This is a genomic window from Streptomyces sp. NPDC107765 (assembly GCF_055657085.1).
Map to the genome: position 1 here is coordinate 179,557 of NZ_JBVKBL010000016.1, position 23,303 is coordinate 202,859.

Here is a 23,303-nt window from a genome sequence, read left to right on the forward strand (position 1 = left end):
GAATTAAGCGTCGCCGGTATTGAACCTTCCTCCCCGCCCGGTTACGTTCCGCGGCACCAGCCAGGACCGTCACCGGAAGGGTGATCGCATGGCCGAAGTCACCGCACAGGCCCGCATCGAGGCACCGGCCGAGACGGTCTGGAACCGGCTCACCGACTTTGATGCGTACGGGCAGTGGAACGCCACCCACACCTCCTTCCCGAAGGGCGGCCCGGAAACGCTGGAAGTGGGCGCAGCCTACGAGGAGAACATGAAGCTGATGGGCTTCCCCGCCGAGGTCACCTGGACCGTACGAGCATTGGAGCCGGGCCGGTTGCTCGACATCGCGGGCAAGGGCCCCATGGGCGTCAACCTCGGGATGTGTTACACCCTGGCACCGGACGGCGAGGCGACCACCGTCCAGATCGACGGGTCGTTCACGGGTGCCGCGGTCTCCCTGATGGGAGGCAAACTCAAGGACTCGGCGAGCGCCGCACTGAACGAGTCCCTACGCAAGCTCACCGGTCTGCTCGCCTGAGCCCCGGCACCTGGCGCCCGACCCCCGCCGCCCGGACCGACGTCACCCCACTCAACGAGCCCCCTGACGCCGACCCCTTTCTCCAGCCCCCTGCGGCATCAGTCCTCTTCGGCAAGGATCAGATACAGCTCCTTACGGGCCTTGTTGACCACCGCCATGGCCTTCTCCCGCTGCTCGGGACTGCCAGTGGCCCACACCTGCCGGAACGCCTCGACCAGGCCGCCGCCCGCCTTGCGTATCTCATTCATCGCCTCCCAGTCGACACCGCGGCCGGCGTCCTCCCAGGGGGCGTCCGAGCCACTGTCGGCCTCGGCGCGTCCGGCCTCGGTCAGCGAGAACAGCTTCTTACCGCCCTCACTGGCACTGGCGATCAGACCCTCGTCCTCGAGGAGTTGCAGGGTGGGGTAGACCGAGCCGGGACTGGGCTTCCACGCCCCGCCGCTGCGCTCGGCGATCTCCTGGATCATTTCGTAGCCGTGCATCGGGCGGTCCTTGAGGAGCGCCAGTATCGACGCGCGCACATCCCCACGCCGGGCCCGGCCGCGCGGGCCGCCACGGCCCCGGCCGCCACCGAAGGGCGGGCCTCCGAACGGCGGGCCGAAGGGACCGAAGGCGGAGCGCCGCCGCTCCCAGCCACCCCCGAAGTCGCCCCGACCGCCGTGGCGCCCGGGCCCGTAGTGCTCGTGTCGGTAGTCGTGTCCGTGATCGTTTCCTTGGGAACGCATGGCGACGTCCTCCATTTCTTCCGTTGATCGGTCGCGATGCTTCAACGATATATCGGGACTGTTCGCCGAAGCAATACCCGACCCACATCCGATTCGACGAGAGCGGCGCCCGGACACGTCAGCGCATCCGTCGTCTCCGCGCCGCCATGACTCCACGCCCGCCCGACCGCACGATGTGCGGGGACCGACCCGCGTCCCCCAGTCCGCTCGTCTCACCGGCCCCACCCGATCCAATTTCCCGGGATTGGCCTTGGCCCGCGGCTTGGTGGCCCCTCTACGCTCGCGGTCATGAGGATTCGCATCGTCGACGCCTTCAGTGAGCGTCCGTTCGCCGGCAACCCCGCGGGAGTCCTGCTCCTCGACTCCGACACCTTTCCCGAAACGACCTGGCTGCAGCAGGTCGCAAGGGAGGTCAACCTCTCCGAAACCGCCTTCGCACACCCACTTCCGGAGGGCGGCGACGCCGACTGGGCACTGCGCTGGCTCACCCCGGCCACCGAGGTGAACATGTGCGGACACGCCACTTTGGCCACCGCGCACGTTCTGCACAGCACCGGGACCGCCACCGGTACGGTCCGCTTCCGTACCCGCAGCGGGGTGCTGACCACCACGGCCGGCGACGATGGCGCGATCACCATGGACTTCCCGACCGCGCCGCTCAGCCCGGTCGAAGTACCGTCCGTGGTCGCGGCCGCGCTGGGCGTCGACGTCCTCTCGGCCCACGACACGGGCCCGAACGTCGGTGACCTGCTGGTCGAGCTGGCCGACGAGACGTCCGTACGGACCTTGGCCCCGGACCTCAAGGCACTGGCCGGCCATGGCGGCCGCGGGGTGATCGCCACCGCACGCGCCGAAGACCCCTCCCGCGGCCACGACTTCTTCTCGCGATGCTTCTTCCCTGCGGTCGGCATCGACGAGGACCCGGTAACGGGCAGCGCGCACACCGCGCTCGCTCCGTTCTGGTCGGCACGGCTCGGCCGCAACTCACTGGTCGGCCTGCAGGGTGCGGCCCGTACCGGCTACGTACGCACCGAACTGCGCGGCGACCGTACGCTGCTGACCGGTTCGGCGGTCACGGTGATCGACGGCGAACTGCTGACCAAGGCCTGACCGGCCGTCTTTACCCTGAGCGCCTCGGCCGGGTGGCAGGGGCGCGACGTCAGAGGCCGGTCCGAACCGTCCGCCGGACACCGGTCCGGCACGCTCCGGGCCTGCAGCCGGCAGGGGGCCGTCAACGCCCGGGCGCGCCCCAACCCGATCATCGGGGCTCCCCACACCCCAACAGGCGCCGTCCGAGCCCTCCCACGCCGTCCGGGCCCATCCAGGCCGCCGCTCCTCCGCAGCCCCCGACCGGCCGCGCCGCGCCGCGCCGGGCGCCGGCTCTCAGGCTTCCGCCCGCGCCCGCGCGAAACCCTCATGACTCCCCCCACCCCCGAACCCACCCCCCGCCCCCTCCCCCGAAGGGGGAGAGGGGGAGGGGGCGGGGGAAGCCTCGGCAGGTGTTCAGCGAGCAACGGTCGACGGCTTACGGGCTGCCGGCTCCCGGGCTACCGACCCCCGACCGCCGGCTACCGGCTACCGGCTACCGGCTACCGGCTACGGACAACCAACGGCAGTCGACGACCGACGGGTTACGGACAGCGAGCGCGGGTCGACGACCGACGGACTACCGAGGCGAGCAGCGGCCCGCCAACCCAGAGACGGCCCACGACTGCCAACTACAACCACCGACCGCAGGCAACATCCAGCCAAGCCCCCAACCCCCGCACCCCCGCACCCCCGCACCCCCGCACCCGCCGAACAACGCCCCCACCCCGAGACGCTGCGGACACACCCCGAGAGGCGCGGACACACCCCCACCCCGAAGAGCCCACGCACACGCCCCACACCCCCAACGGGCCCGCGTCCCCACCCCTCACCCCGTAGGCAACCACCCCACCCGCCCAGCCAATACCGCATACCCCACGAACGCCACGGTGTCGATGAGGGCGTGGGCGGCCACCAGGGGGCCGACGCGGCGCCAGCGGCGATAGAGGAGGACGAAGATGGCGCCCATCACCATGTTGCCGAGGAAGCCGCCGATGCCCTGGTACAGGTGGTACGAGCCGCGCAGCAGCGAGCTGGCCACCAAAGCGGCCATCGGGGTCCAGCCCAACTGGCCCAGTCTGCGCAGCAGATAGCCGACGACGATGACCTCCTCCAATACGGCGTTCTGCACCGCGGAGGCGACCAGTACCGGGATCTTCCACCACACGTCGGGCAGCGCCTCGGGGACCACTGTCAGGTTGACACCGGCCGCCCGCGCGGCCAGATAGAGCAGCAGGCCGCTGCCGCCGATGGCGGCCGCCAGGCCCGTCCCCCGGCCGAGGTCGAAGCCGGGCCGCTGCCGGTCGAAACCGATCGCGCGGAGTCCGCCGGCCCGTTCGCGCATCAGGAGATGCGCGACCAGCACCACGGGCACCAAAGCGGTGGCGATCCCGAACAGCTGCCAGGCGAGATCCAGCCATGGCCGCCCGGGCGCATGGGAGGCGTTGAGGGTCGCCGCCTGGTGTTTGAGGCCACCGGGTTTGGTGAGCGACCCGATGAAACTGATCAGCGACGAGAGCGCGCTGGCGCCCACGGACAGGGCCAGCACGATCAGCGTCTCACTGCACAGGACGCTCCGGGCCGGCTGCGGGGACGCGCCTGGTCCCGCGCCGGCTCCGGAGCCCTCCCCCGGAACGTCCGCACCAGCCCCGGGACTTGTATCCGACTGCACGCTTCCTCCACTTCCGCATTACCACCTCTTCGCCACCACCGCCCCGCTAGGGTCTCGACAGCAGGTACGAAGATCGCGCGCGACAGGCCGGGGACGGGCGCCATCCACGTGGCGCATTCCCTCCTCCCCCATCGATTCCCGATCGAGCTCCGAGAAGGAGAGGCGCTACCGCAATGGGACGACACAGCTTGCCCGACGGCCCCACAGCGCAGTCCACGGGGGCCCGCCCCGGACCCCGGCGCCGCACCATCGTCCTGTCCACCGGCCTCGTCCTGGTGGTCGCCGCCGGTTCCGTAGTGGCGCTGCGCAGCGGCCTGCTGCCCTTCGGTGGGCGGTGCGACGGTCCGCCGGTGCGGCTCACCGTCGCGGCCTCGCCCGATATTGCGCCGGCCGTCGAGGCGGTGGCCGATACGGCCCGCGAGAAGGCGACGCGTACCGACGGCAGGTGTCTCGACGTCCGGGTCGTCGCGCGGCCCTCCCACGAACTCGCCGACTCCTTCGGACAGCGGCCCGCGGACCCGGAGTTCCAGGTCTGGATACCGGATTCGCGCCTGTGGGTGGACCGGGTCGAGGCGGAGAGCGGTACTCCGCTGACGGCCGCCGGCACCATCGCCTCGTCACCCCTGGCGCTGGGTGCCGTCCCGAAGGCGGCCAAGTCCCTGGGCTGGCCGAACAAGCGCTACACCTGGGCCGGTCTCACCCGGAGCGCGACCTCGGGTGGTGATCTGCGCCTGGGTGTCGCCGATCCCACCCGCAGCGCCACCGGGCTGCTCGCCCTGTCCCGTATCAGCGCCGCCAACACCGAGGACGCCGAGGACGGGGACGAGGCCGACACCCGTACGGCGGCCACCGCCAAGCTCCTCTATCAGCGGGTCGCGGACGGCGACGACCAGCTCATGGCCACGTTGCCGCGCGACGACTCCGGTGCCGAGCAGGGAAATCCGCGCCGCAATCAGGCGCTGATGCTGTCCGAACAGGCCGCGTTCGCCCACAACAAGAGTTCGGGCGGCGGCCCGGACCTCGATCTCTTCTACCCGGAGGACGGCACGGCCCGGCTCGACTACCCGTTCGCCCTGGTCGACGAGGACGAGATGAGCCCGGAGCAGTCGCGGGCCGCCAGCCGCTTCATGACGCTGCTGGGCGAGCCCGGCGGGCAGCGCGCGCTGCACGAGCACGGCTTCCGGACCGGGGACGGCCCGGCGGACGCCGAGGTGGTGGCGGCGGCCGGCGGGCGCGATCCGCAGCCGTACCACGCCGCACCGGCCGACTCTCCGACGGCCAAGCAGCTCCAGGCCCTGTTGGGCATGTGGACGATCACGGTGCAGAGCGCCCGGATCTCCACCGTGGTGGACGCCTCGGCGTCGATGGGCAACCCGGTGCCGGGGCGGGGTGGCCGGACCCGGATGGACCTCGCCCGGAATTCGCTCCTCCAGGCGCTGGCCACGTTCACGCCCGAGGACGAAATCGGGCTGTGGAGGTTCGCCACCCACCTGGACGGCGAGAAGGACTACCAGGAGCTGTCCCCGACCGGTCGCCTCGGCGACCCGGAGGGCGGCGACGGCACCCACCGTGACGCGCTCGCCGCCGCGTTCGGCTCGCTGGCCCCGGTGCCCCACGGCGCCACCGGCCTGTACGACACCGTCCTCGCCGCCTACGAGGAGGCCCGCCGCACGTACGCGAGCGGGAAGTTCAACGCGGTGGTGCTCGTCACCGACGGCGCGAATGACGACGCGAGCAGCATCGGGCTCGATGCCCTGGTCACCAAGCTGGGGAAGCTGTCGGATCCGGGGCGTCCGGTGCCGCTGATCGCCGTCGCGATCGGTCCGCAGGCCGACGCATCGGCGCTGGACCGGGTCGTGGCGCCCACGGGTGGCTCGGCCCACCGGGTGGACGATCCGTCGCAGATCCACCAGGTGATCCTCAAGGCCATCATGGCGGCGGGCAGCAAGTCGCCGCGCTGAACCCAGCGTGCCACAGGACTCCCCTGGCCCGGCCCCCGGTCGCGGCTACGCCCCCTCGGTCGCCGCCTGGCGGGGACCCGGCACCGCGGTGCGGGCGCCGAGCGGCCAGGCGACCGGCCAGGTGTGCACCGGCTGCCCGGTGTGCATCAGTTCGCTGTAGCGCCGGGTCATCGCGGCGAGTGCGGCGTCCCGGTCCAGACCCTGCCGGCGGGCGTGGTGGTAGGCCGCGGCCTGCCAGGAGGCGCCGTTGACCCGCCGCCGGCAGCGCTCCTCGATGATGGCCAGATAGTGGTCGCGGTCGGCCGGCTCCACCCCCCAGGCGTCCAGTCCGCGGGCCGCCAGCGGCAGCAGTTCCTGGCGTACCAGCCGTACGGCCGGGATGTCGGCGAGGGTGTTGGTCCGGCCGGGGCGGGGCCATTGCAGGGTGGCGTCGATGCCGTACCGGCAGGCGGTGTCGAAGTTGCCGGCCGCGGCGGCGAACGGGAGGCGGGACCAGATGGGGCGCGGCTCCTCGGCCAGGGCGCGCACCAGGCCGTAGTAGAACGCGGTGTTGGCGATGGTGTCGGCGACGGTGGGGCCGGCCGGCAGCACCCGGTTCTCGACCCTGAGGTGGGCGACACCGTCGGCGACCGCGTAGACGGGGCGGTTCCAGCGGTAGATCGTGCCGTTGTGCAGCACCAGTTCGGCCAGGTCGGGCACGCCGCCCTCGGCCAGGACCCGCAGCGGCTCCTGCGGTCCGCACACCGGGAGCAGGGGCGGGAAGTAGCGCAGGTTCTCCTCGAAGAGGTCGTATGCGGACTCGACCCAGCGTTCGCCGAACCATGTGCGCGGGCGTACGCCCTGTGCCTGTAGTTCCGGTGCGCGGGTGTCGGTGGCCTGCTGGAAGACCGGCGGCCGCGATTCCCGCCACAGTTCACGGCCGAAGAGGAAGGGCGAGTTGGCGCCGACCGCGATCTGTGCGGCGGCAATGGCCTGGGCCGCGTTCCATACGGCGGCGAAGCGGCCCGGGGTCACCTGGAGGTGCAGCTGGACGGAGGTGCAGGCGGCCTCCGGCGCGATCGAGGGGGAGCGCGCCACCAGGTGCTCGACGCCCTGGATGTCGAGGACGAAGTCCTCGCCGCGGGCCGCCCGCATCTGGTCGTTGAGCAGGACGTAGCGGTCGTTCTCGGAGAGGCTGGCGACGGTCAGGTCGGTGGCGTCCAGGGTGGGCAGAATGCCGATCATCACGATCCCGGCGGCGACTTCGCGGGCCTTTCTTTCGGCGTAGCACAGGCCCGTGCGGAGTTCCTCGGCGAGTTGGTCCAGGACGCGGCCGGAGAGCCGGTGCGGGAGGATATTGACTTCCAGATTGCACTGGGCGAGTTCGGTCTGGAAATCCTGGCTGGCGATCCGTTCGAGAACCTGGGAGTTCAGCATGCGGGGCCGCCCGTCGGCGCCGGCGAGATTGAGCTCGATCTCCAGGCCCATGAGATTCCGGGGCCGGTCGAACCGCTTCTCCACCAGGAGCCTGTGCAATCCTTCGAGACAGTCGTGTAGCTTTCTTCGATAACGCTCCCGGTCCGCCAGGTCGATCCCGCCCGCGGCGACCTTCTCCCCCATCGAAAGGGTCCCTCCTCCAGTGAACGGCCCGCGGCCACGGGCCGCTTGGGGGCGAACCCGGGCACACCGGGGCTCGCGCTACGGTCGATGATGCCCCGGCAATCTGATCGATAACGCCTCCGGGGCGGCCTAGTGCCGATAGGCTCGAAGTGGTGCGCCGTCCGGCATCTTCCACGGGCATATCTCCGCGGCGATCGCCGTCCGCATTTCGCTCGTGAGATTCACCGACGAGATCCGGCCTACCGCATCGGCGAGGTAATGCGAGGTGGCGCGACAAAGGCTCCGTACAAATTGGAGTAAATCACCTCGCCGACCGGTCCGGATTCCGCCTTGCCGGAAATCCGCAAGGCCAGTAGCCGAAACACTTTCAGAACATACGTCGTATAAACTCCGCTTACGAGGCAGAGACTTGGCGCCCCGTGTCGCGGTGTTCCCACCCGTGCCGTGGTTCGACGACGGGCCCTGACTCCCCACGCCGGGACGCAGCCCCGGCCGGCCACGCTCTGACCCCGCACGCAAACAGCGCCGTTTGCACCTGCCGCGCTCCACCGTGTCTCCGAAGTGAGAGGCGACCCACCATGCCGCTGCACGTTGCCCCTGCCCCCGCGCCCGCCCTGCGCAGCATCCTGACCGCCCTCGGCTCGCCCACCGCCGTCCGCGAGGCCCCCGTCCCCGCCCTGCGCGCCCATCAGGGCCCGCTCAGCCCCGACCACCCGCTGCCGCTGCACGTCTGGGACGACGTCAGCCGGGCCGACGGCACGCCGCACACCCGGCTGGCCGGCTGGCAGTTCCTGGTCCGCGGCGGCGAACGGGCCGTGGCGACCGCCGAGGCGGTGCTCACCGCGGACGGCTGGACGTTCGGGCGGTTCTGCGGCGGCCCCTACGTCGCCTCGACCGAACGGGCGCTGGCGCAGTCCGAGGCGCTCACCACGCCCTACCAGCCCCGGCTGCTGTCCGTACCGGAGCTGTACATGCTCACCCTGTGGCTGCACCACGACCTCTCCTCCGACGGGGCCGAGGGGCTGCCGGCGGCCGGTGACCTGCTGGTGCCGCTGGCGCCCGCCCCGCCCGGCATCGCCGCCCACCGCCCGCACCACGTCGCCGACCTGCTCCCCCGGCTCACCCTGCGTCTGGCCTCCGCGCCCCTGGAACTGCGCGAACCGGCCTGAGCCGCAAGCCGGCGGCGTCCTTCCGGGTACCCGCGCACCGGCGCACCACGCCCCTGGACGAACGTGCCCCGTGGCCCTTTCCGGCCACGGGGCGCGCTGCCGTGCTCACCCGCGCGGCCTAGCCCGCGGGTACCACTCCCAACCCCCTTGGAGAGGAGAGCACTTGGGAGCAACCGCCCGCACGGGTGACGCGTCGATATCGAGTGAGTACCGCTGCTGCGAAATCCCTGCGGAATCCCTTCCGTAGGGCAACACTGGGACCGACCGAAGAAACGGGGGAGCGGCCATGGCCATCTCATCGAGCTCATCGAGCCGCACGACGACGTTCACCACACCGCAGCGAAAGACAACTTCCATGTGTCAGCACCAACCACCTTGCCCGTCAGCGGATTCCACCGACCGGGAGGCCGCACACCTTGTGGCACACCACCCGGAGCAGGGCTGGAGCCTGCTCTGCAACGGCGTCCTGCTCTTCGAGGACACCGGTGAGCTGCTGCCGGACGGGCAGGTCATCGCCCCGCACCGGGCCCGGGTCACCGCGGCGGCCTGACCCCGCGCACCCGGTAAGAACCACCAGGGCCCCCGGCAGAACACCTGCCGAGGGCCCTTGCTGCTGCCGTGGAACGGCTCAGGCGTCGTACGCGTCCAGCGGCGGGCAGGAGCAGACGAGGTTGCGGTCACCGAAGGCGCCGTCGATGCGCCGCACCGGCGGCCAGTACTTCTCGGCCGCCACGACACCGCCCGGGAAGACGGCCTCCTCGCGGGAGTACGGGTGGGTCCACTCGCCGCTCAGCGCGCCCGCGGTGTGCGGGGCGTTGCGCAGCGGGTTGTCGTCCTTGTCCCACTCCCCCGTGCCGACCTTCTCGATCTCCGCGCGGATGGCGATCATCGCGTCGCAGAACCGGTCCAGCTCGGCGAGGTCCTCGCTCTCGGTCGGCTCGATCATGAGCGTGCCGGCCACGGGGAAGGACATCGTCGGCGCGTGGAAGCCGTAGTCGATCAGCCGCTTGGCGACGTCGTCGATGCTCACGCCGGTCGCCTTGGTCAGCGGCCGGACATCGATGATGCACTCGTGCGCCACCAGGCCGCCGGGGCCGTTGTAGAGCACGGGGTAGTGCGGCTCCAGGCGCTTGGCGACGTAGTTGGCGCTGAGGACCGCGACCTGGGTGGCGCGCTTGAGACCCTCGCCGCCCATCAGGCGGACGTACGCCCAGGAGATCGGCAGGATGCCCGCGGAGCCCCAGGGGGCCGCCGAGATCGGTCCGACGCCGGTCTCCGGACCCGCGGTGGGCTGCAGCGGGTGGTTGGGGAGGTACGGCGCCAGGTGGGCGCGGACGGCGACCGGGCCGACGCCGGGGCCGCCGCCGCCGTGCGGGATGCAGAAGGTCTTGTGCAGGTTGAGGTGCGAGACGTCGCCGCCGAACTTGCCCGGCTCGGCCAGGCCGACCAGCGCGTTCAGGTTGGCACCGTCGACGTAGACCTGGCCGCCGGCGTCGTGCACCGCGGCGCAGATCTGGGTGATGTGCTCCTCGAACACGCCGTGGGTGGAGGGGTAGGTCACCATCAGGACCGCGAGCTCGTCACGGTGCTTCTCGATCTTGGCGTGCAGGTCGTCGGCGTCGACCTCGCCGTCCTCGCCGGTCTTGACGACGACGACCTTCATGCCGGCCATCACGGCGCTGGCGGCGTTGGTGCCGTGCGCGGAGGACGGGATCAGGCAGACCGTGCGCTGCTCGTCCCCGTTGGCGCGGTGGTAGGCGCGGACGGCCAGCAGGCCGGCCAGCTCGCCCTGGGAGCCGGCGTTGGGCTGGAGGGAGACCTTGTCGTAGCCGGTGACGGTGGCGAGGCGCTCCTCCAGCTCCTGGATCAGCGTGAGGTAGCCCTGGGCCTGGTCGGCCGGCGCGAAGGGGTGCAGCTGGCCGAACGCGGGCCAGGTGACCGGCTCCATCTCGGTGGTGGCGTTCAGCTTCATCGTGCAGGAGCCGAGCGGGATCATGCCGCGGTCCAGCGCGTAGTCCTTGTCCGCGAGGGTGCGCAGGTAGCGCAGCATCGCGGTCTCGGAGCGGTGCTCGTGGAAGACCGGGTGGGTGAGGTAGTCGTCGGTGCGCAGCAGCGTCTGCGGGAGCGTTTCGTCGGTGGCCGCGTCGAGCTTGTCGATGTCGGCCTGCACGCCGAAGGCGGCCCAGACCCCGGTCAGCTGGGCGCGGCCGGTGGTCTCGTCGCAGGCGATGCCGACCAGGTCCGCGTCGACCTGGCGGAGGTTGATGCCGGCCTCGCGGGCGGCGGCGACGACCTCGGCGGCCCGGCCGGGCACCCGCGCGGTCAGCGTGTCGAAGTACGCACCGTGGACCAGCTCCACACCGCCGGCCCGCAGGCCCTCGGCGAGGATCGCCGCGTAGCGGTGGGTGCGCCGGGCGATGGTGCGCAGGCCCTCGGGGCCGTGGTAGACGGCGTACATACCGGCCATGACGGCGAGCAGCACCTGTGCGGTGCAGATGTTGCTGGTGGCCTTCTCACGGCGGATGTGCTGCTCACGGGTCTGCAGCGCGAGCCGGTAGGCCCGGTGGCCGTCGGCGTCCACGGAGACGCCCACGAGGCGGCCGGGGAGGCTGCGCGCAAACTGCTCGCGCACCGCCATGAAGCCGGCGTGCGGCCCGCCGAAGCCCATCGGGACACCGAAGCGCTGGGTGGTGCCGACCGCGATGTCCGCGCCGAGCTCGCCCGGCGAGGTCAGCAGGGTCAGCGCGAGCAGGTCGGCGGCGACGGTGACGACCGCGCCGAGCTCGTGGGCGCGCTCGATCAGGGCGCGCGGGTCCCGGACGGCACCGGAGGCGCCCGGGTACTGCAGCAGGACGCCGAAGACGCCGCGCTCGGCGATCTCGGCGGGGATGCCGTCGGAGAGGTCGGCGACGACGACCTCGACGCCGGTCGGCTCGGCGCGGGTCTCGATCACGGCGATGGTCTGCGGCAGGCAGTCGGCGTCAACGAGGAAGACACCCTGCTTGACCTTGCCGACGCGGCGGGAGAGCGCCATCGCCTCGGCCGCCGCGGTGCCCTCGTCCAGCAGGGACGCGCCGGAGGTGGGCAGTCCGGTCAGGTCGGCGACCATCGTCTGGAAGTTCAGCAGCGCCTCCAGGCGGCCCTGCGAGATCTCCGGCTGGTAGGGCGTGTAGGCCGTGTACCAGGCGGGGTTCTCCATGACGTTGCGGAGGATCACCGGCGGGGTGAACGTGCCGTAGTAGCCCAGGCCGATCATGGAGGCCAGCACCTGGTTGCGGTCCGCGAGGCCGCGCAGCTCCTGGAGGACCTCGGCCTCGGTACGGGCCTGCGGCAGGCCGAGCGCCTCCGCGCTCTTGATCACGTCGGGTACGGCGGCGTCGGTGAGCTCGTCCAGCGACCCGAAACCGAGGTGCGCCAGCATCTTGGCCTGCGCCTCGTGGTCGGGGCCGATGTGCCGGTGCTCGAAGGGGGTGCCGCGCTCCAGCTCGGTCAAGGAGATGCGGTTGGTGGTCATCTGCGGGGGCCTCCTGGTCGGTACGACCTACGAGGGGCACCACGGCGCGGGTGCCCGGACGGCCTCCCCCTCTGTCATCTCAACCTGAGAGCTTCACCGGCCCGCGCACGGCGGCCCGGCTTTCACCGTCGGTGAGGAGGGGTCCCGGAGCTGTGCCTTCCGCGGCCCGCCCTGCTTTCCAGAGTGACCTCGTCCGTGCGGTACGTGTGCCTGAGAGATTCCGGGGAGGATTTGCTCCTTCGGCGCCCTCGTCGCGAACGACAAAGGACTCTCCCGCACGGGTTCTGCGGCCATTCGCCAGCCTACCAGCGCGCCACTCGAAGGATCCTTCGAGTGGCCGGGGCATGAAATGTGCCGTTTGGTAGTTGTCACAGGGCAGTTGCGACCAATTGGAGGGGCCGTGCAAACCGATATCGATCCCCGGAGCCTGATCGGCCGCAAAGCGTTCGACCGTAACGGCGCGAAGATAGGCACCATCGACGAGGTCTATCTGGACGACGCGACGGGGGAACCGGAGTGGGCGGCCGTACGCACCGGGCTCTTCAGCCGGGACGCGTTCGTCCCCCTGGAACCCAGCAAAATGGTCGGCGAGAACCTGCACATCCCGTACGACCGCAAGCTGATCAAGAACGCCCCGGACTTCGGTGTGGGCCGCCACCTCTCCCCTGAGCAGGAGCTTCAGCTCTACCACCACTACCGCCTGGATATCTCCTCCCCCGACCCCGACGCGGTGTCCCCCGGCAATTCGGGCGCCTCCGACACGGACTTCGGCACGATCGCCGGATCGGAGGACTGATCCGCCGCAGGCCCCCCGCCCACCAGCGGCAGGGGCTCCCCCGGCCGTAGCGCCGGGTCCTCGACGGCAAAGGTCCGCACCCTCCCCGGTGCGGACCACGGCGTCTCGAAGCGGACGGTCACTCTCCCCAGCCCGCTGCCCTGTACCCACCCCGCGCCGTACTCGTCGTGGACCACGTCCAGGCCCGGATGCCAGCGGCGCGGCCGCTCCTCCTCGGGCGCCTCCTCGGCCGGCTCCGCCCCGGCCCGCTCCTCCGCGGCCCGCGCCAGCTCCTCGGCCTCGCGCTCCGTCGTCAGCTGGGCGAAGAGGTCCTCCTGCGTGAAGTCGGCCAGCCCGCTGACCCCCACCCCCAGCAGCCGGACCCCGCCGGTGGTGTCCACCAGCTCCAGCAGCCGCACCGCGGCCTCCCGGATGACCGCGGGGTCGTCGGTGGGCCCGCGCAGGGTCTCGGAACGGGTCAGCGTCGAGAAGTCGTAATTGCGCACCTTGATCACCACCGTGCGCCCGGAGCGCCCTGCCGCCCGCAGCCGCTGGACGCAGCGGTCGGCCAGCCGCAGCACCTCCGTCCGCACCCGCGTCCGGTCGGTCAGGTCGACCTCGAAGGTGTCCTCGACGGAGATGGACTTGGCGTCGCGCTCGGCCACCACGGGACGGTCGTCCTGCCCCAGGGCCATCGCGTAGAGCCCGGCGCCGTGCGCCTTCCCCAGGAGCCGTACCAGCTCCGCCTCGCCGGCCTCCGCGGTCTCCACGACCGTGTGGATCCCGGCGCGGCGCAGCGTCTCGGCCGTCGCGGGCCCCACCCCGGGCAGCATGCGGACCGACATCGGGCCCAGCAGCTCCCGCTCGGTGCCGGGCGGAATGACCACCAGGCCGTCCGGCTTGGCCTGCTCGGACGCGATCTTCGCCAGCATCTTGGCGCCGGCCAGCCCCACCGAGCCGGTCAGGCCGGTCGCCGCCCGGATGTCGCGCCGCAGCTGCTCCCCCACGGCCCGTACCGCGGCCGTCTCCGGGGCCACCCCGCCCGCCTCCAGGTCCACGAACGCCTCGTCCAGGCTCAGCGGCTCCACCAGCGGCGACAGCGCGTGCAGCAGCCCCATGACCGTTTCACTCACCTGGCGGTACAAGGTGAAACGCGGACTGAGATATGCGGCGTTGGGGCACAGCCGGCGCGCCTGGGCCGTCGGCATCGCCGAGCGCACCCCGAAGACCCGGGCCTCGTACGACGCCGTGGCGACGACGCCACGCGGCCCGATCCCGCCGACCACCACCGGTTTCCCGCGCAGGCTCGGCTTCGCCGCCTGCTCAGCAGAGGCGTAGAACGCATCCATGTCCAGATGCAGGATCGTCGGCGCGGGTCTCACATGTCCGATGCTGCCGCATGGCACTGACAATCGACCCGCCACCGGGCCGGGGCCCGGGTGCGCGGCTCAGCCGGCCCGGTGGCGCCGCCGCGCCAGCTCGTCGTGCGGGTTCTTCCCGATCAGCGTCTCGCCGGTGTCCACGCGCTCCCCGTGCAGCTGCGACAGGGCGCCCTCCACGTCCCGCCACACCACGCCCACGGCGATCCCGAAGACGCCCTGGCCGCCCTGGAGCAGATCCACGACCTGGTCGGGCGAGGTGCACTCGTAGACCGTCGCGCCGTCGCTCATCAGCGTCATCCGCGTCAGGTCCGCCAGCCCCCGCGCGCGCAGGTGCTGGACGGCGGTGCGGATGTTCTGCAGCGAGACCCCGGTGTCCAGCAGCCGCTTGACGATCTTCAGGACGACGACGTCCCGGAAGCTGTAGAGCCGCTGGGTGCCGGAGCCGTACGCGGGCCGGATGCTCGGCTCCACCAGGCCGGTGCGCGCCCAGTAGTCGAGCTGCCGGTAGGTGATGCCCGCTGCCGCGCATGCGGTCGGGCCGCGATAGCCGATGTTCTGCGCCTCGCAGTCCCCCGACACCGCCGCGGCCGGTGCCGGGGCGCGGTTCGCCGTTGCGCCCACGTGGAGCGGCAACGCCCCTTCCGCCGCCATACCGTCGCCGGTGATTGCCACGCCGCCCTCCGTCCTCCACGTCCCGGACGGGACCTGCCATATCGACGGTATGCAGTCACTCGGGGTGCGTCAACGATCGCCGCGCTCGCCACGCCGAGTGATAATCACCCTACGAGTGGTTTCTCGTGACCTCGCGCGGGGAATGGCTAAATAGTTTGGCCGGAATCAGACCCTTCGCCCGTCCGGCCCCACCGGCTACTGGCTGTTGGTCCCGAAGTCCTCGGGCGAGATCTGGTCGAGGAACTCGCGGAACTTCTCCACCTCGTCCTCCTGCTCGTCCGGGATCGCGATCCCCGCGTCGTCCAGCACACCGTCGGTGCCGAAGATCGGCGTTCCGGTGCGCAGCGCCAGCGCTATCGCGTCGGACGGACGGGCACTGACCTCCACCCCGCTGGCGAAGACCAGTTCCGCATAGAAGACCCCCTCGCGCAGGTCGGTGATGCGCACCTGCGTCAGCTCCTGCCCCACCGCCTCCAGCACGTCCTTGAAAAGGTCGTGCGTCAGCGGCCTTGCGGGGACCATGCCCTGCTGGGCGAAGGCGATGGCGGTGGCCTCACCCGGCCCGATCCAAATGGGCAGGTAACGGTCGCCCCCCACCTCCCGCAGGAGCACGATCGGTTGGCTGGAAGGCATTTCCACCCGGACACCCACGACGTCGAGCTCGTTCACACAGCAACCCTAGGACGTGCCCGGCAGGTTTGGGTAGTCGGGCACTCTTTTGCTCACTACGACCGGCCCCGCAGCGCGCTCTGGACCAGCGCCGCGTGCAGCCGTACGGAGAGCGTGGCGAGCTCCCTTGCGGTGGCCTCGGCATGGGCCCTGGTCTGCGGATTGCGGTGCCGCCGAAGGGGTGCAACGACCTGCTCGACCAGGCCCGCCTCGCGCTCCGCGGCCGCCTTGACGACCCGAAGGTGCCGTGGTTCGAGACCGAAACGGCCCAGGTCGGCGACAAGTTTGGCGACCGTGACGGCCTCGATGTCGTATCCGCCGTCCGCATGGGGGACGATGAGTCCGTACGACTCCCAGTCGGCGAGCGCCGCCTCGTCCACCTCGGCGGCGGCCAGCAGCTCTGCCCGGCCGATCCGGGCGGCCGTGGGGGTTTCCTCGCCCGCTTCCGGGACGCCCTCGATCAGATCGCGGGCCGGCGCGGCGGGCGCCGGCAGCGTGACCTGCTCACCGCGCTCGATGGCGTCCAGATGCTCGCGGATGACCTTCAGCGGCAGATAGTGGTCGCGCTGCATCCGCAGGACGCTCGCCAGCCGCTCCACGTCGGCCGGGGTGAATTTCCGGTACCCGGAAGGCGTGCGCTTCGGTTCGACCAGCCCCTCGGCCTCCAGGAAGCGGATCTTGGAGATGGTGACCTCGGGGAACTCCTCGCGCAGCTGGTTGAGCACCGTGCCGATGCTCACCGGCTTGCCGGCCGAGGAGGCGGTGCCGGAATGCCCGGCACCGCCTTTCGGTGTATGGCGCATGTGCCTTCCCTGGCCGGTCAGATGCCGGCGCCTCGCTGGCTCGCGTAGAAGACCAGGCGGTACTTGCCGATCTGGACCTCGTCGCCGTTGTTGAGGGCGACGGAGTCGATGCGCTCACGGTTGACGTAGGTGCCGTTCAGGCTGCCGACGTCGGAGACCGTGAAGAGGCCGTCCGGGCCGCGACGGAATTCCACGTGGCGACGCGAGACCGTCACGTCGTCGAGGAAGATGTCGCTCTGCGGATGGCGGCCCGCCGTCGTCAGCTCGCTGTCCAGGAGGAAGCGGCTGCCGGAGTTCGGACCGCGGCGGACGATGAGCAGCGCCGAACCCAACGGAAGGGCGTCGACGGCCGCCTGGGCCTCCGGGGACAGCGCGGGCGAGAGGTTCTGGCCCGTCGTCTCCGCGTCGTAGGCCTCGAGCCCCGAAATGGAGATCGTCGACGTCGTCTCGGACGCCCGCTCGGGCTGGGCTCCCGGGCGCAGCGGCGCGCCGCAGTTGGAGCAGAACCGGCTCGCCTCGGCGTTCCGGTGCCCACACCTCGTACAAACCGGCAAGGCCGGACCTCCGCCCGTGGGTGCGGCTGATGGTTCCTGGGAACCTATGCGGGCGGCACCGGAGGGGTCAACAGAACCCGCGCCGTGCCCCCCGGACGGACCGCCGACCTCGTCACGGAAGAGGGGACGGTTCTCGGCCGCGCCGCTCTCGTCGGCCCGGCCCGCAGCGCGATGCCGCGCGGAGCCGCTGCCGCCCTCCTGGCGCGCGCTCTTGCCGAACAGCTTTCCAAACAACTTCACGGGCGATTCCCCTTGAACGAAACAGACCCGCCCGTGGGGCAGGACGAACCCTCGATGCACACACCGGCCCATCCGGACATCCAGTGAACGTCCGTGGCCTCCAGACAGTTTCCACCACACACCACACGCACGGTGCGTCGACCCCCCGCTACCTCATGCCCTCCTGGGGCACTCGACATACCTGTACGCCTCACTGCGATGACGACCGAGCGTAGTCAGGCCGCTTCGCCGCCCGCAAGGCGTCCACAATGATCTTCTCCTCACGGGTCACAGACACCTTGGCCTGCTCCTTCTCCAGTGTCTGGACCACTCCGCCGGGGATGTTCAGCGCCGGCTCCAGATCCTCCGGCTTGCCGATGACCTTGAAGCGGTACGGCTGCGTGACGCGCCTGCCGTCGATCTCCACCCCGCCCCGGACGTCCGAGAGGGAGGTGTTCGCGACGACCCGGACGTCGTTGACCTGGATGGCCTCGGCGCCGGCGGCCCGCAGCTCCTGGATGGTGTCCAGCAGCTTGTCCGCCTCCACGGAGTGCGTCGGGTCGTCGATGGTCAGGTTGATGCCGGGCCCTTGCGCCGCGACGGTCCCGGCCAGCACACCCAGCTGCTGTTCCTTCTCCACGGTCTGCTTACGGGCCTCCTCGGCCTGGTCCGAGCTGTTCGCCAGCTCGGTCTTCTGCCCTTCCAGGCGCCGCTGTTCGTCCGTCAACCGCTGGGAGCGGTTGTCCAGCTCGTCCAGAATGCGCACCAGGTCCTCCTGACGCGCACCTCGCAGCGCACTGCTGTCACTCGTGGAACGTACCTGAATCGCCAGGCCGAGGCCGAGAATGAACAGCAGCAGGGCGACGATCAGTTGAGCCCGGGTCAGCCGCGGCGGCCACAGGCTCGCCACCAGCCGCTCCCGACCGGTCTTCGGGCGTTCCGCGTCCCCGTCGCCGGTGTCCGCCGCCGGGGCCGAGGAGTCTGCCCCGTTGTCCGGCTTCTGTCCAGTCGTGTCCGGTTCCTGGCTTTCCGCGTCGTCCGCGGGTTTCGCCGGCTCAGGGGCGCTCCGGCTCTCCGGCGGCATCGGCTGCCGGTCGGCCGCGCCGCGCTCCTGCGTCTGCTCCGGCCCTTCCGGGCTCTCCGGCCGCTGTTCCGGCTCCGGGGTCTCGTCCGTTGCCATCCGCCTCACGCCCGGAAGACGTGCCGGCGGATCGCCGCGGCGTTGGAGAAGATGCGGATGCCGAGCACGACGACGACACCGGTGGAGAGTTGGGCACCGACGCCCAGCTTGTCCCCGAGGAAGACGATCAGCGCCGCGACGACCACGTTCGACAGGAAGGAGACCACGAAGACCTTGTCGTCGAAGATCCCGTCCAGCATGGCCCGCAGACCGCCGAACACGGCGTCCAGCGCGGCGACGACAGCGATCGGCAAGTAGGGCTCGACCACCGTCGGCACCACGGGCCGCACCACCAGCCCGACCACGACTCCCACGATGAGGCCCAGTACGGCGATCACGATGTGCCCTTCCCTGTGTCGGCGCCGTCCGGCTTGGCGGCACCGGCCTTCGGCTTTGCGGTACGTACGATCAAGCTGGGCGCGGGCGGCAGCGTCAGCTCGCTCTCGGCGGAAATCCTGGCGCGGACGCCGTAGTTCTCCTGCAGGATGTGCAGGTACTGACCGTCGGCGCTGTCCTGGAACGCGGTGCTCAGCCGCTGCCCGTCCCCCACCGCCAGCACCGTATAGGGCGGCACCAGTGGCTTGTTGTCGACCAGTATGGCGTCTCCCGCGGCTCTGATCGCCGAGAGTGACGTAAGCCGCTGTCCATTGACGGAGATGGCCTCCGCGCCCGAGGCCCACAGGCCGTTGACGACGCGTTGCAGGTCCCGGTCCCGCACCCGCCCGGTGTCCGAGAAACCGCTGCTCTCCCGCGGCCCGCCGCCGCTGGACTCGGCCCCCTTGGCGTCATCCACGACGAGCTTCACGCCCGGCCCGGTGGCCTGCGTCGAACCGGCCAGCAGGGCGAGAAGTTCGGCCTTGCCCCCACCCTGCTGCTTCAGCGCCTCGCGCTGCATCCTGCTGACGTCGTCCCGCAGCGCGTCGACCCGCTGCTGCTGCCGGTCCGCCTCGCCGGTGCCCTTCTGGATGCGGTTGATCAGCTCCGTACGCTCCTTGGCGAGCGTCGGTGCCGATATCCGGGCCTGCGCCGCCCCGACGGTCACCACGAGCGCGGCCAGCACCAGACCGGCCGCGAGGCCCAACTTCGCCCGCAGGGTGCGCGGCAGACCGCGCACCCCGGCCTCGGACTTGCGCGCGGCCGCCTCGGCGTACCCGTCGTCGAGGCTGTGGTCCATCACGTTGGTCAGCAGCGACATGGACGCGTCGGGGCGCGCGGCCGGTCTGTTCGGTGTGCTCCGATCGGGGCGCTGCTGCGACATGCCGCACATCGTCGCACGTCGGCTCCGCAGTCTCCCAATGGCCCCACCGGCGTGCCGATGCCCGGCACGCCGGTGGGGTCCTGATCAGCGTCCGGCGCTGTCCACAACGGCCGACCACTCGTCCAGCAGCTGCTGGGCGGAGGCGTCGTCCGGCCCTTCCGCCCACAGGTGCGTGACCGCCTCGGCCGGGTCGGGTAGGACCAGGATCCAGCGGCCGTCGGACTCCACGACCCGGACGCCGTCGGTGGTGTCCACGTCGCGGTCACCGGCCGCCTCGACGACATGCCGCATGACCAGGCCCTTGACCGCCCAGGGGGTGGCCACGTCGCGGCGCAGGACGTGGGCCCGCGGGATCCGTGCGTCGATCTGGCTGACCGTGAGCTGGGTGCGGGCCACCAGGCCGATCAGCCGGACGAAGGCGGCGGCGCCGTCGAAGACGCTGCTGAACTCCGGGATGATGAAGCCGCCCATGCCGTCGCCGCCGAAGACCGTGCCGTCCTCCCGGCCCACCCGGGTCAGGTCGTCGGGCGAGGTCGTCGTCCACTCCACCTGCGTGCCGTGGTAGGCGGCCACCTGCTCGGCGATCCGGGTGGTGGTCACCGGCAGCGCGACCCGGCCGCTGCGCCGCTCGGCGGCGATCAGGTCCAGCATGACCAGCAGCGCGCGGTCGTCCTCGATGATCCGGCCGCGTTCGTCCACGAGGGAGAGCCGCTCGCCGACGGGGTCGAAGCGCACGCCGAAGGCGGCCCGCGCCGAGGCCACGATCTCGCCGAGCCGGACGAGACCGGAGCGCCGGGCGTCTGCGGTCTCGGTGGGCCGGGACTCGTTCAGACCGGGGTTGATGGTCAGGGAGTCGACGCCGAGCCGGCCCAGCAGGCTGGGCAGGACCAGACCCGCACTGCCGTTGGAGGCGTCCACGACGACCTTCAGCCCCGACTCGGCGATCCCCGTGGTGTCCAGGGACCGCAGCAGCGAGCCGGTGTACGAGTCGAAGACGCTGGCCGGGAACGCCAGGTCGCCGATCTCGCCCGGGAAGGCACGGCGGTACTCCTGCCGGGCGAAGACCCGGTCCAGCTTGCGCTGCCCGGCCTGCGAAAGGTCGGCGCCCCGCTCGTCGAAGAACATGATGTCGACGGAGTCGGGCACGCCCGGCGTCGTACGGATCATGATGCCGCCGGCGCTGCCGCGGGCGGTCTGCTGGCGGGCGACCGGCAGCGGGACGTTCTCCAGGTCGCGTACGTCGATGGCGCTGGCCTGCAGGGCCGAGATCACCGCCCGCTTGAGGGCACGGGCGCCACGTGAGTGGTCGCGGGCGGTGGTGACCGTGGACCCCTTCTTCAAGGTGGTGGCGTACGCGCCGGCGAGCCGCACGGCGAGTTCCGGGGTGATCTCCACATTGAGGATCCCGGTCACGCCGCGCGCGCCGAAGAGATGCGCCTGGCCGCGCGATTCCCAGATCACCGAGGTGTTGACGAAGGCACCGGCCTCGATGGTCTTGAAGGGGTAGACCCGCACATTGCCCTGGACGATCGATTCCTCGCCGACGAGGCATTCATCGCCGATGACCGCGCCGTCCTCGATCCGGGCGGCCCGCATGACATCGGTGTTCTTGCCGATGACGCAGCCGCGCAGATTGCTCTGCTGCCCGAGATAGACGTTGTCGTGCACCACGGCCCGGTGCAGGAACGCCCCGCTCTTGACGACGACGTTGGAGCCGACGACGGTGTGCTCGCGGATCTCCACACCGGCCTCGACCTTGGCGTAGTCACCGATGTACAGCGGACCGCGCAACACGGCGTCGGGGTGCACCTCGGCCCCCTCGGCCACCCATACGCCCGGCGAGATCTCGAAGCCGTCGATTTCCACATCGACCTTGCCTTCGAGCACATCGGCCTGGGCCTTGACGTAGCTCTCGTGGGTGCCGACATCCTCCCAGTAACCCTCGGCGATATAGCCGTAGATCGGCTTGCCTTCCTTCATCAGCTTCGGGAAGACGTCACCGGACCAGTCGACGGACACATCGGGCTCGAAGTAGTCGAAGACCTCGGGCTCCATGACGTAAATACCGGTGTTGACGGTGTCCGAGAAGACCTGGCCCCAGGTCGGCTTTTCCAGGAACCGCTCGACCCGGCCGCCTTCGTCGACGATGGTGATACCGAACTCGAGGGGATTGGGCACCCGGGTCAGGCACACCGTGACGAGCGCGCCCTTTTCCTTGTGGAACCGGATCAGATCGGTGAGATCGAAGTCGGTGAGGGCATCACCGGAGATGACGAGGAAGGCGTCGTCCTTGAGGGCCTCCTCGGCGTTCTTCACACTGCCGGCGGTGCCGAGCGGCTTTTCCTCATTGGCATAGGTGAGCTCCATTCCCAGCTCTTCGCCGTCACCGAAGTAGTTCTTGACGAGCGAGGCGAGGAATTGCACGGTAACCACGGTCTCGTTGAGACCGTGCCGTTTCAACAGCCTCAGTACATGCTCCATGATCGGCCTGTTGGCGACAGGAAGCAGCGGCTTGGGCATGCTGGACGTCATGGGGCGAAGGCGTGTTCCTTCGCCGCCGGCCATCACAACGGCCTTCATGTCGGAAGCGTCCTCCTCTGAGAGACGACGGTCTTGCCGACTTCACTCGCCCGGAGCGCCCGCTGTTCCTGTTCTTACCTACGGGCGCCGGGCCCTGGCACTATCTGCCGGTTCGAAGAGCTCAGTCGGCGGTGGCGTCCGCCCTGATGAGCCGGCGGACCTGGACCACGTAGAGGATCCCTGCCCACCAATAGAGCGCCGTACCCCATCCTGCGAACGCCCATCCGAAAACAGCGGCGAGTGAGTGAAGCCAGCCATCTCCGTCGCTCAGCAAGAGCAACGGGAAGGCATACATCAAGTTGAACGTAGCCGCTTTGCCCAGGAAGTTCACCTGGGGAGGGCCGTATCCGTGACGCCCGAGGATTCCCACCGCGATGAGGAGCATCAGTTCCCGCGCCAGCAGGGCCGCGGTGAGCCAGATCGGCAGGATGTCGCGCCACGTCAGACCCACGAGCGTGGACAGGATGTACAGGCGGTCGGCCGCCGGGTCCAGGATGCGGCCCAGGCTGCTGATCTGGTTCCAGCGCCGGGCCAGCTTGCCGTCCAGATAGTCGCTGACGCCGCTCAGGGCGAGGACCACCAGCGCCCAGCCGTCGGCCGCCTTGGGGCCCCCGAATTCAGGCCACAGGATCAACCACAGGAACAGGGGCACGCCGACGAGGCGAGCCATGCTCAGGATATTCGGGATGGTGAGGACGCGATCTGTCTGGACCCGCGTCTCCTGGACCTCCACCGCGGGGGCCTCCTGTGGGAAATGTGCCAACGATGCCCCTTGACCTTACCTGTCCCCCCGGCCGGGCCGCGCCGCGGGTCCCAAGATCATCGACAACGCAGAAAAGCCCCGCGGGAACCAATGGCTCCCGCGGGGCTTTTCACAAAGATTGTTCGGCGGCGTCCTACTCTCCCACAGGGTCCCCCCTGCAGTACCATCGGCGCTGAAAGGCTTAGCTTCCGGGTTCGAAATGTAA

The 23,303-nt window shown here is 70.6% G+C and carries 20 protein-coding genes, 1 rRNA gene and 1 riboswitch; of the genes, 6 read left to right on the forward strand and 15 right to left on the reverse strand.

The genetic code is table 11. From position 1 onward, the window contains the following. Nucleotides 1-88 precede the first annotated feature (88 nt). Entirely contained in the window at nucleotides 89-517 is a 429-nt protein-coding gene (locus tag ACZ7MX_RS32165) for a type II toxin-antitoxin system Rv0910 family toxin (RefSeq protein WP_472137208.1), read from the forward strand. Between the two features lie 98 nt (nucleotides 518-615). Here ACZ7MX_RS32165 and ACZ7MX_RS32170 read toward each other — a convergent pair whose 3' ends face one another. Continuing rightward, nucleotides 616-1,242: a PadR family transcriptional regulator gene (locus ACZ7MX_RS32170; RefSeq protein WP_472137210.1), complete on the reverse strand. Its 627-nt coding sequence runs from the start codon at nucleotides 1,240-1,242 to the stop codon at nucleotides 616-618. A 288-nt stretch (nucleotides 1,243-1,530) separates the two neighbouring features. On the opposite strand from ACZ7MX_RS32170, the gene ACZ7MX_RS32175 reads away from it, so the two are divergent. Then, nucleotides 1,531-2,352, forward strand: coding sequence for a PhzF family phenazine biosynthesis protein (locus tag ACZ7MX_RS32175; protein ID WP_472137212.1), 822 nt, complete (start codon nucleotides 1,531-1,533; stop codon nucleotides 2,350-2,352). 805 nt (nucleotides 2,353-3,157) lie between these two features. Here ACZ7MX_RS32175 and ACZ7MX_RS32180 read toward each other — a convergent pair. After that, on the reverse strand, nucleotides 3,158-4,000 hold the full coding sequence (locus ACZ7MX_RS32180; RefSeq protein ID WP_472137214.1) for a CPBP family intramembrane glutamic endopeptidase: 843 nt from the start codon (nucleotides 3,998-4,000) through the stop codon (nucleotides 3,158-3,160). A 173-nt stretch (nucleotides 4,001-4,173) separates the two neighbouring features. Between ACZ7MX_RS32180 and ACZ7MX_RS32185 the strand changes: the two genes are divergently transcribed. After that, a complete protein-coding gene (locus tag ACZ7MX_RS32185; RefSeq protein WP_472137216.1) occupies nucleotides 4,174-5,961 on the forward strand; it encodes a substrate-binding and VWA domain-containing protein in 1,788 nt (595 codons plus the stop codon). 45 nt (nucleotides 5,962-6,006) lie between these two features. Here the strand turns inward: ACZ7MX_RS32185 and ACZ7MX_RS32190 are convergent, their stop codons facing one another. Further along, complete coding sequence (locus ACZ7MX_RS32190) at nucleotides 6,007-7,560, reverse strand: glutamate-cysteine ligase family protein (protein ID WP_472137218.1); 1,554 nt, start codon at nucleotides 7,558-7,560, stop codon at nucleotides 6,007-6,009. Between the two features lie 578 nt (nucleotides 7,561-8,138). Here ACZ7MX_RS32190 and ACZ7MX_RS32195 point away from each other — a divergent pair. After that, nucleotides 8,139-8,729, forward strand: coding sequence for a hypothetical protein (locus tag ACZ7MX_RS32195; RefSeq protein ID WP_030416599.1), 591 nt, complete (start codon nucleotides 8,139-8,141; stop codon nucleotides 8,727-8,729). 355 nt (nucleotides 8,730-9,084) lie between these two features. Then, nucleotides 9,085-9,279, forward strand: a complete 195-nt coding sequence (locus ACZ7MX_RS32200) for a DUF5999 family protein (RefSeq protein ID WP_030416598.1) — start codon at nucleotides 9,085-9,087, stop codon at nucleotides 9,277-9,279. A 78-nt stretch (nucleotides 9,280-9,357) separates the two neighbouring features. Here ACZ7MX_RS32200 and gcvP read toward each other — a convergent pair whose 3' ends face one another. Further along, a complete protein-coding gene (gene gcvP / locus ACZ7MX_RS32205; protein ID WP_472137221.1) occupies nucleotides 9,358-12,243 on the reverse strand; it encodes an aminomethyl-transferring glycine dehydrogenase in 2,886 nt (961 codons plus the stop codon). Nucleotides 12,244-12,431: 188 nt separating this feature from the next. Next, nucleotides 12,432-12,529, reverse strand: a riboswitch (glycine riboswitch). 114 nt (nucleotides 12,530-12,643) lie between these two features. On the opposite strand from gcvP, the gene ACZ7MX_RS32210 reads away from it, so the two are divergent. Beyond that, a complete protein-coding gene (locus tag ACZ7MX_RS32210; protein WP_472137223.1) occupies nucleotides 12,644-13,039 on the forward strand; it encodes a PRC-barrel domain-containing protein in 396 nt (131 codons plus the stop codon). Here ACZ7MX_RS32210 and ACZ7MX_RS32215 read toward each other — a convergent pair. The 11 genes from ACZ7MX_RS32215 to rrf form a co-directional block, all read right to left on the reverse strand. Further along, a complete protein-coding gene (locus tag ACZ7MX_RS32215; protein ID WP_472137225.1) occupies nucleotides 12,937-14,400 on the reverse strand; it encodes a DNA polymerase IV in 1,464 nt (487 codons plus the stop codon). The genes ACZ7MX_RS32210 and ACZ7MX_RS32215 overlap by 103 nt on opposite strands. A 66-nt stretch (nucleotides 14,401-14,466) precedes the next feature. After that, nucleotides 14,467-15,072, reverse strand: a complete 606-nt coding sequence (locus ACZ7MX_RS32220) for a MerR family transcriptional regulator (RefSeq protein WP_472137227.1) — start codon at nucleotides 15,070-15,072, stop codon at nucleotides 14,467-14,469. A gap of 195 nt (nucleotides 15,073-15,267) precedes the next feature. Next, the gene (locus tag ACZ7MX_RS32225; protein WP_006606439.1) at nucleotides 15,268-15,741 is read right to left on the reverse strand and encodes a bifunctional nuclease family protein; all 474 of its coding nucleotides are present in this window, start codon (nucleotides 15,739-15,741) and stop codon (nucleotides 15,268-15,270) included. 56 nt (nucleotides 15,742-15,797) lie between these two features. After that, nucleotides 15,798-16,544: a transcriptional regulator FtsR gene (gene ftsR, locus ACZ7MX_RS32230; RefSeq protein ID WP_472137229.1), complete on the reverse strand. Its 747-nt coding sequence runs from the start codon at nucleotides 16,542-16,544 to the stop codon at nucleotides 15,798-15,800. 17 nt (nucleotides 16,545-16,561) lie between these two features. Continuing rightward, a complete protein-coding gene (locus tag ACZ7MX_RS32235) occupies nucleotides 16,562-17,410 on the reverse strand; it encodes an FHA domain-containing protein (protein ID WP_472137231.1) in 849 nt (282 codons plus the stop codon). Between the two features lie 118 nt (nucleotides 17,411-17,528). Next, a complete protein-coding gene (locus tag ACZ7MX_RS32240) occupies nucleotides 17,529-18,497 on the reverse strand; it encodes a DUF881 domain-containing protein (protein WP_472137233.1) in 969 nt (322 codons plus the stop codon). Between the two features lie 5 nt (nucleotides 18,498-18,502). After that, nucleotides 18,503-18,835, reverse strand: a complete 333-nt coding sequence (locus tag ACZ7MX_RS32245) for a small basic family protein (protein ID WP_003984969.1) — start codon at nucleotides 18,833-18,835, stop codon at nucleotides 18,503-18,505. Beyond that, nucleotides 18,832-19,764, reverse strand: a complete 933-nt coding sequence (locus tag ACZ7MX_RS32250) for a DUF881 domain-containing protein (RefSeq protein WP_472137235.1) — start codon at nucleotides 19,762-19,764, stop codon at nucleotides 18,832-18,834. The genes ACZ7MX_RS32245 and ACZ7MX_RS32250 overlap by 4 nt, the downstream gene beginning before the upstream one ends. 75 nt (nucleotides 19,765-19,839) lie before the next feature. Further along, nucleotides 19,840-22,335: a sugar phosphate nucleotidyltransferase gene (locus tag ACZ7MX_RS32255; RefSeq protein WP_472137237.1), complete on the reverse strand. Its 2,496-nt coding sequence runs from the start codon at nucleotides 22,333-22,335 to the stop codon at nucleotides 19,840-19,842. Between the two features lie 121 nt (nucleotides 22,336-22,456). Further along, entirely contained in the window at nucleotides 22,457-23,068 is a 612-nt protein-coding gene (locus ACZ7MX_RS32260) for a CDP-alcohol phosphatidyltransferase family protein (RefSeq protein WP_030815048.1), read from the reverse strand. A 150-nt stretch (nucleotides 23,069-23,218) separates the two neighbouring features. Beyond that, nucleotides 23,219-23,303 (reverse strand): 5S ribosomal RNA (gene rrf / locus ACZ7MX_RS32265); the annotation flags it as partial.

What these genes read in the sequence shown, in the direction of transcription:
- ACZ7MX_RS32165 (WP_472137208.1), top strand. Translation starts at nt 89, where the DNA reads ATGGCCGAAGTCACCGCACAGGCCCGCATCGAGGCACCGGCCGAGACG.
- ACZ7MX_RS32170 (WP_472137210.1), bottom strand. Translation starts at nt 1,242, where the DNA reads ATGCGTTCCCAAGGAAACGATCACGGACACGACTACCGACACGAGCAC.
- ACZ7MX_RS32175 (WP_472137212.1), top strand. Translation starts at nt 1,531, where the DNA reads ATGAGGATTCGCATCGTCGACGCCTTCAGTGAGCGTCCGTTCGCCGGC.
- ACZ7MX_RS32185 (WP_472137216.1), top strand. Translation starts at nt 4,174, where the DNA reads ATGGGACGACACAGCTTGCCCGACGGCCCCACAGCGCAGTCCACGGGG.
- ACZ7MX_RS32190 (WP_472137218.1), bottom strand. Translation starts at nt 7,560, where the DNA reads ATGGGGGAGAAGGTCGCCGCGGGCGGGATCGACCTGGCGGACCGGGAG.
- ACZ7MX_RS32195 (WP_030416599.1), top strand. Translation starts at nt 8,139, where the DNA reads ATGCCGCTGCACGTTGCCCCTGCCCCCGCGCCCGCCCTGCGCAGCATC.
- ACZ7MX_RS32200 (WP_030416598.1), top strand. Translation starts at nt 9,085, where the DNA reads ATGTGTCAGCACCAACCACCTTGCCCGTCAGCGGATTCCACCGACCGG.
- gcvP (WP_472137221.1), bottom strand. Translation starts at nt 12,243, where the DNA reads ATGACCACCAACCGCATCTCCTTGACCGAGCTGGAGCGCGGCACCCCC.
- ftsR (WP_472137229.1), bottom strand. Translation starts at nt 16,544, where the DNA reads ATGCGCCATACACCGAAAGGCGGTGCCGGGCATTCCGGCACCGCCTCC.
- ACZ7MX_RS32235 (WP_472137231.1), bottom strand. Translation starts at nt 17,410, where the DNA reads ATGGGCCGGTGTGTGCATCGAGGGTTCGTCCTGCCCCACGGGCGGGTC.
- ACZ7MX_RS32240 (WP_472137233.1), bottom strand. Translation starts at nt 18,497, where the DNA reads ATGGCAACGGACGAGACCCCGGAGCCGGAACAGCGGCCGGAGAGCCCG.
- ACZ7MX_RS32250 (WP_472137235.1), bottom strand. Translation starts at nt 19,764, where the DNA reads ATGTGCGGCATGTCGCAGCAGCGCCCCGATCGGAGCACACCGAACAGA.
- ACZ7MX_RS32255 (WP_472137237.1), bottom strand. Translation starts at nt 22,335, where the DNA reads ATGAAGGCCGTTGTGATGGCCGGCGGCGAAGGAACACGCCTTCGCCCC.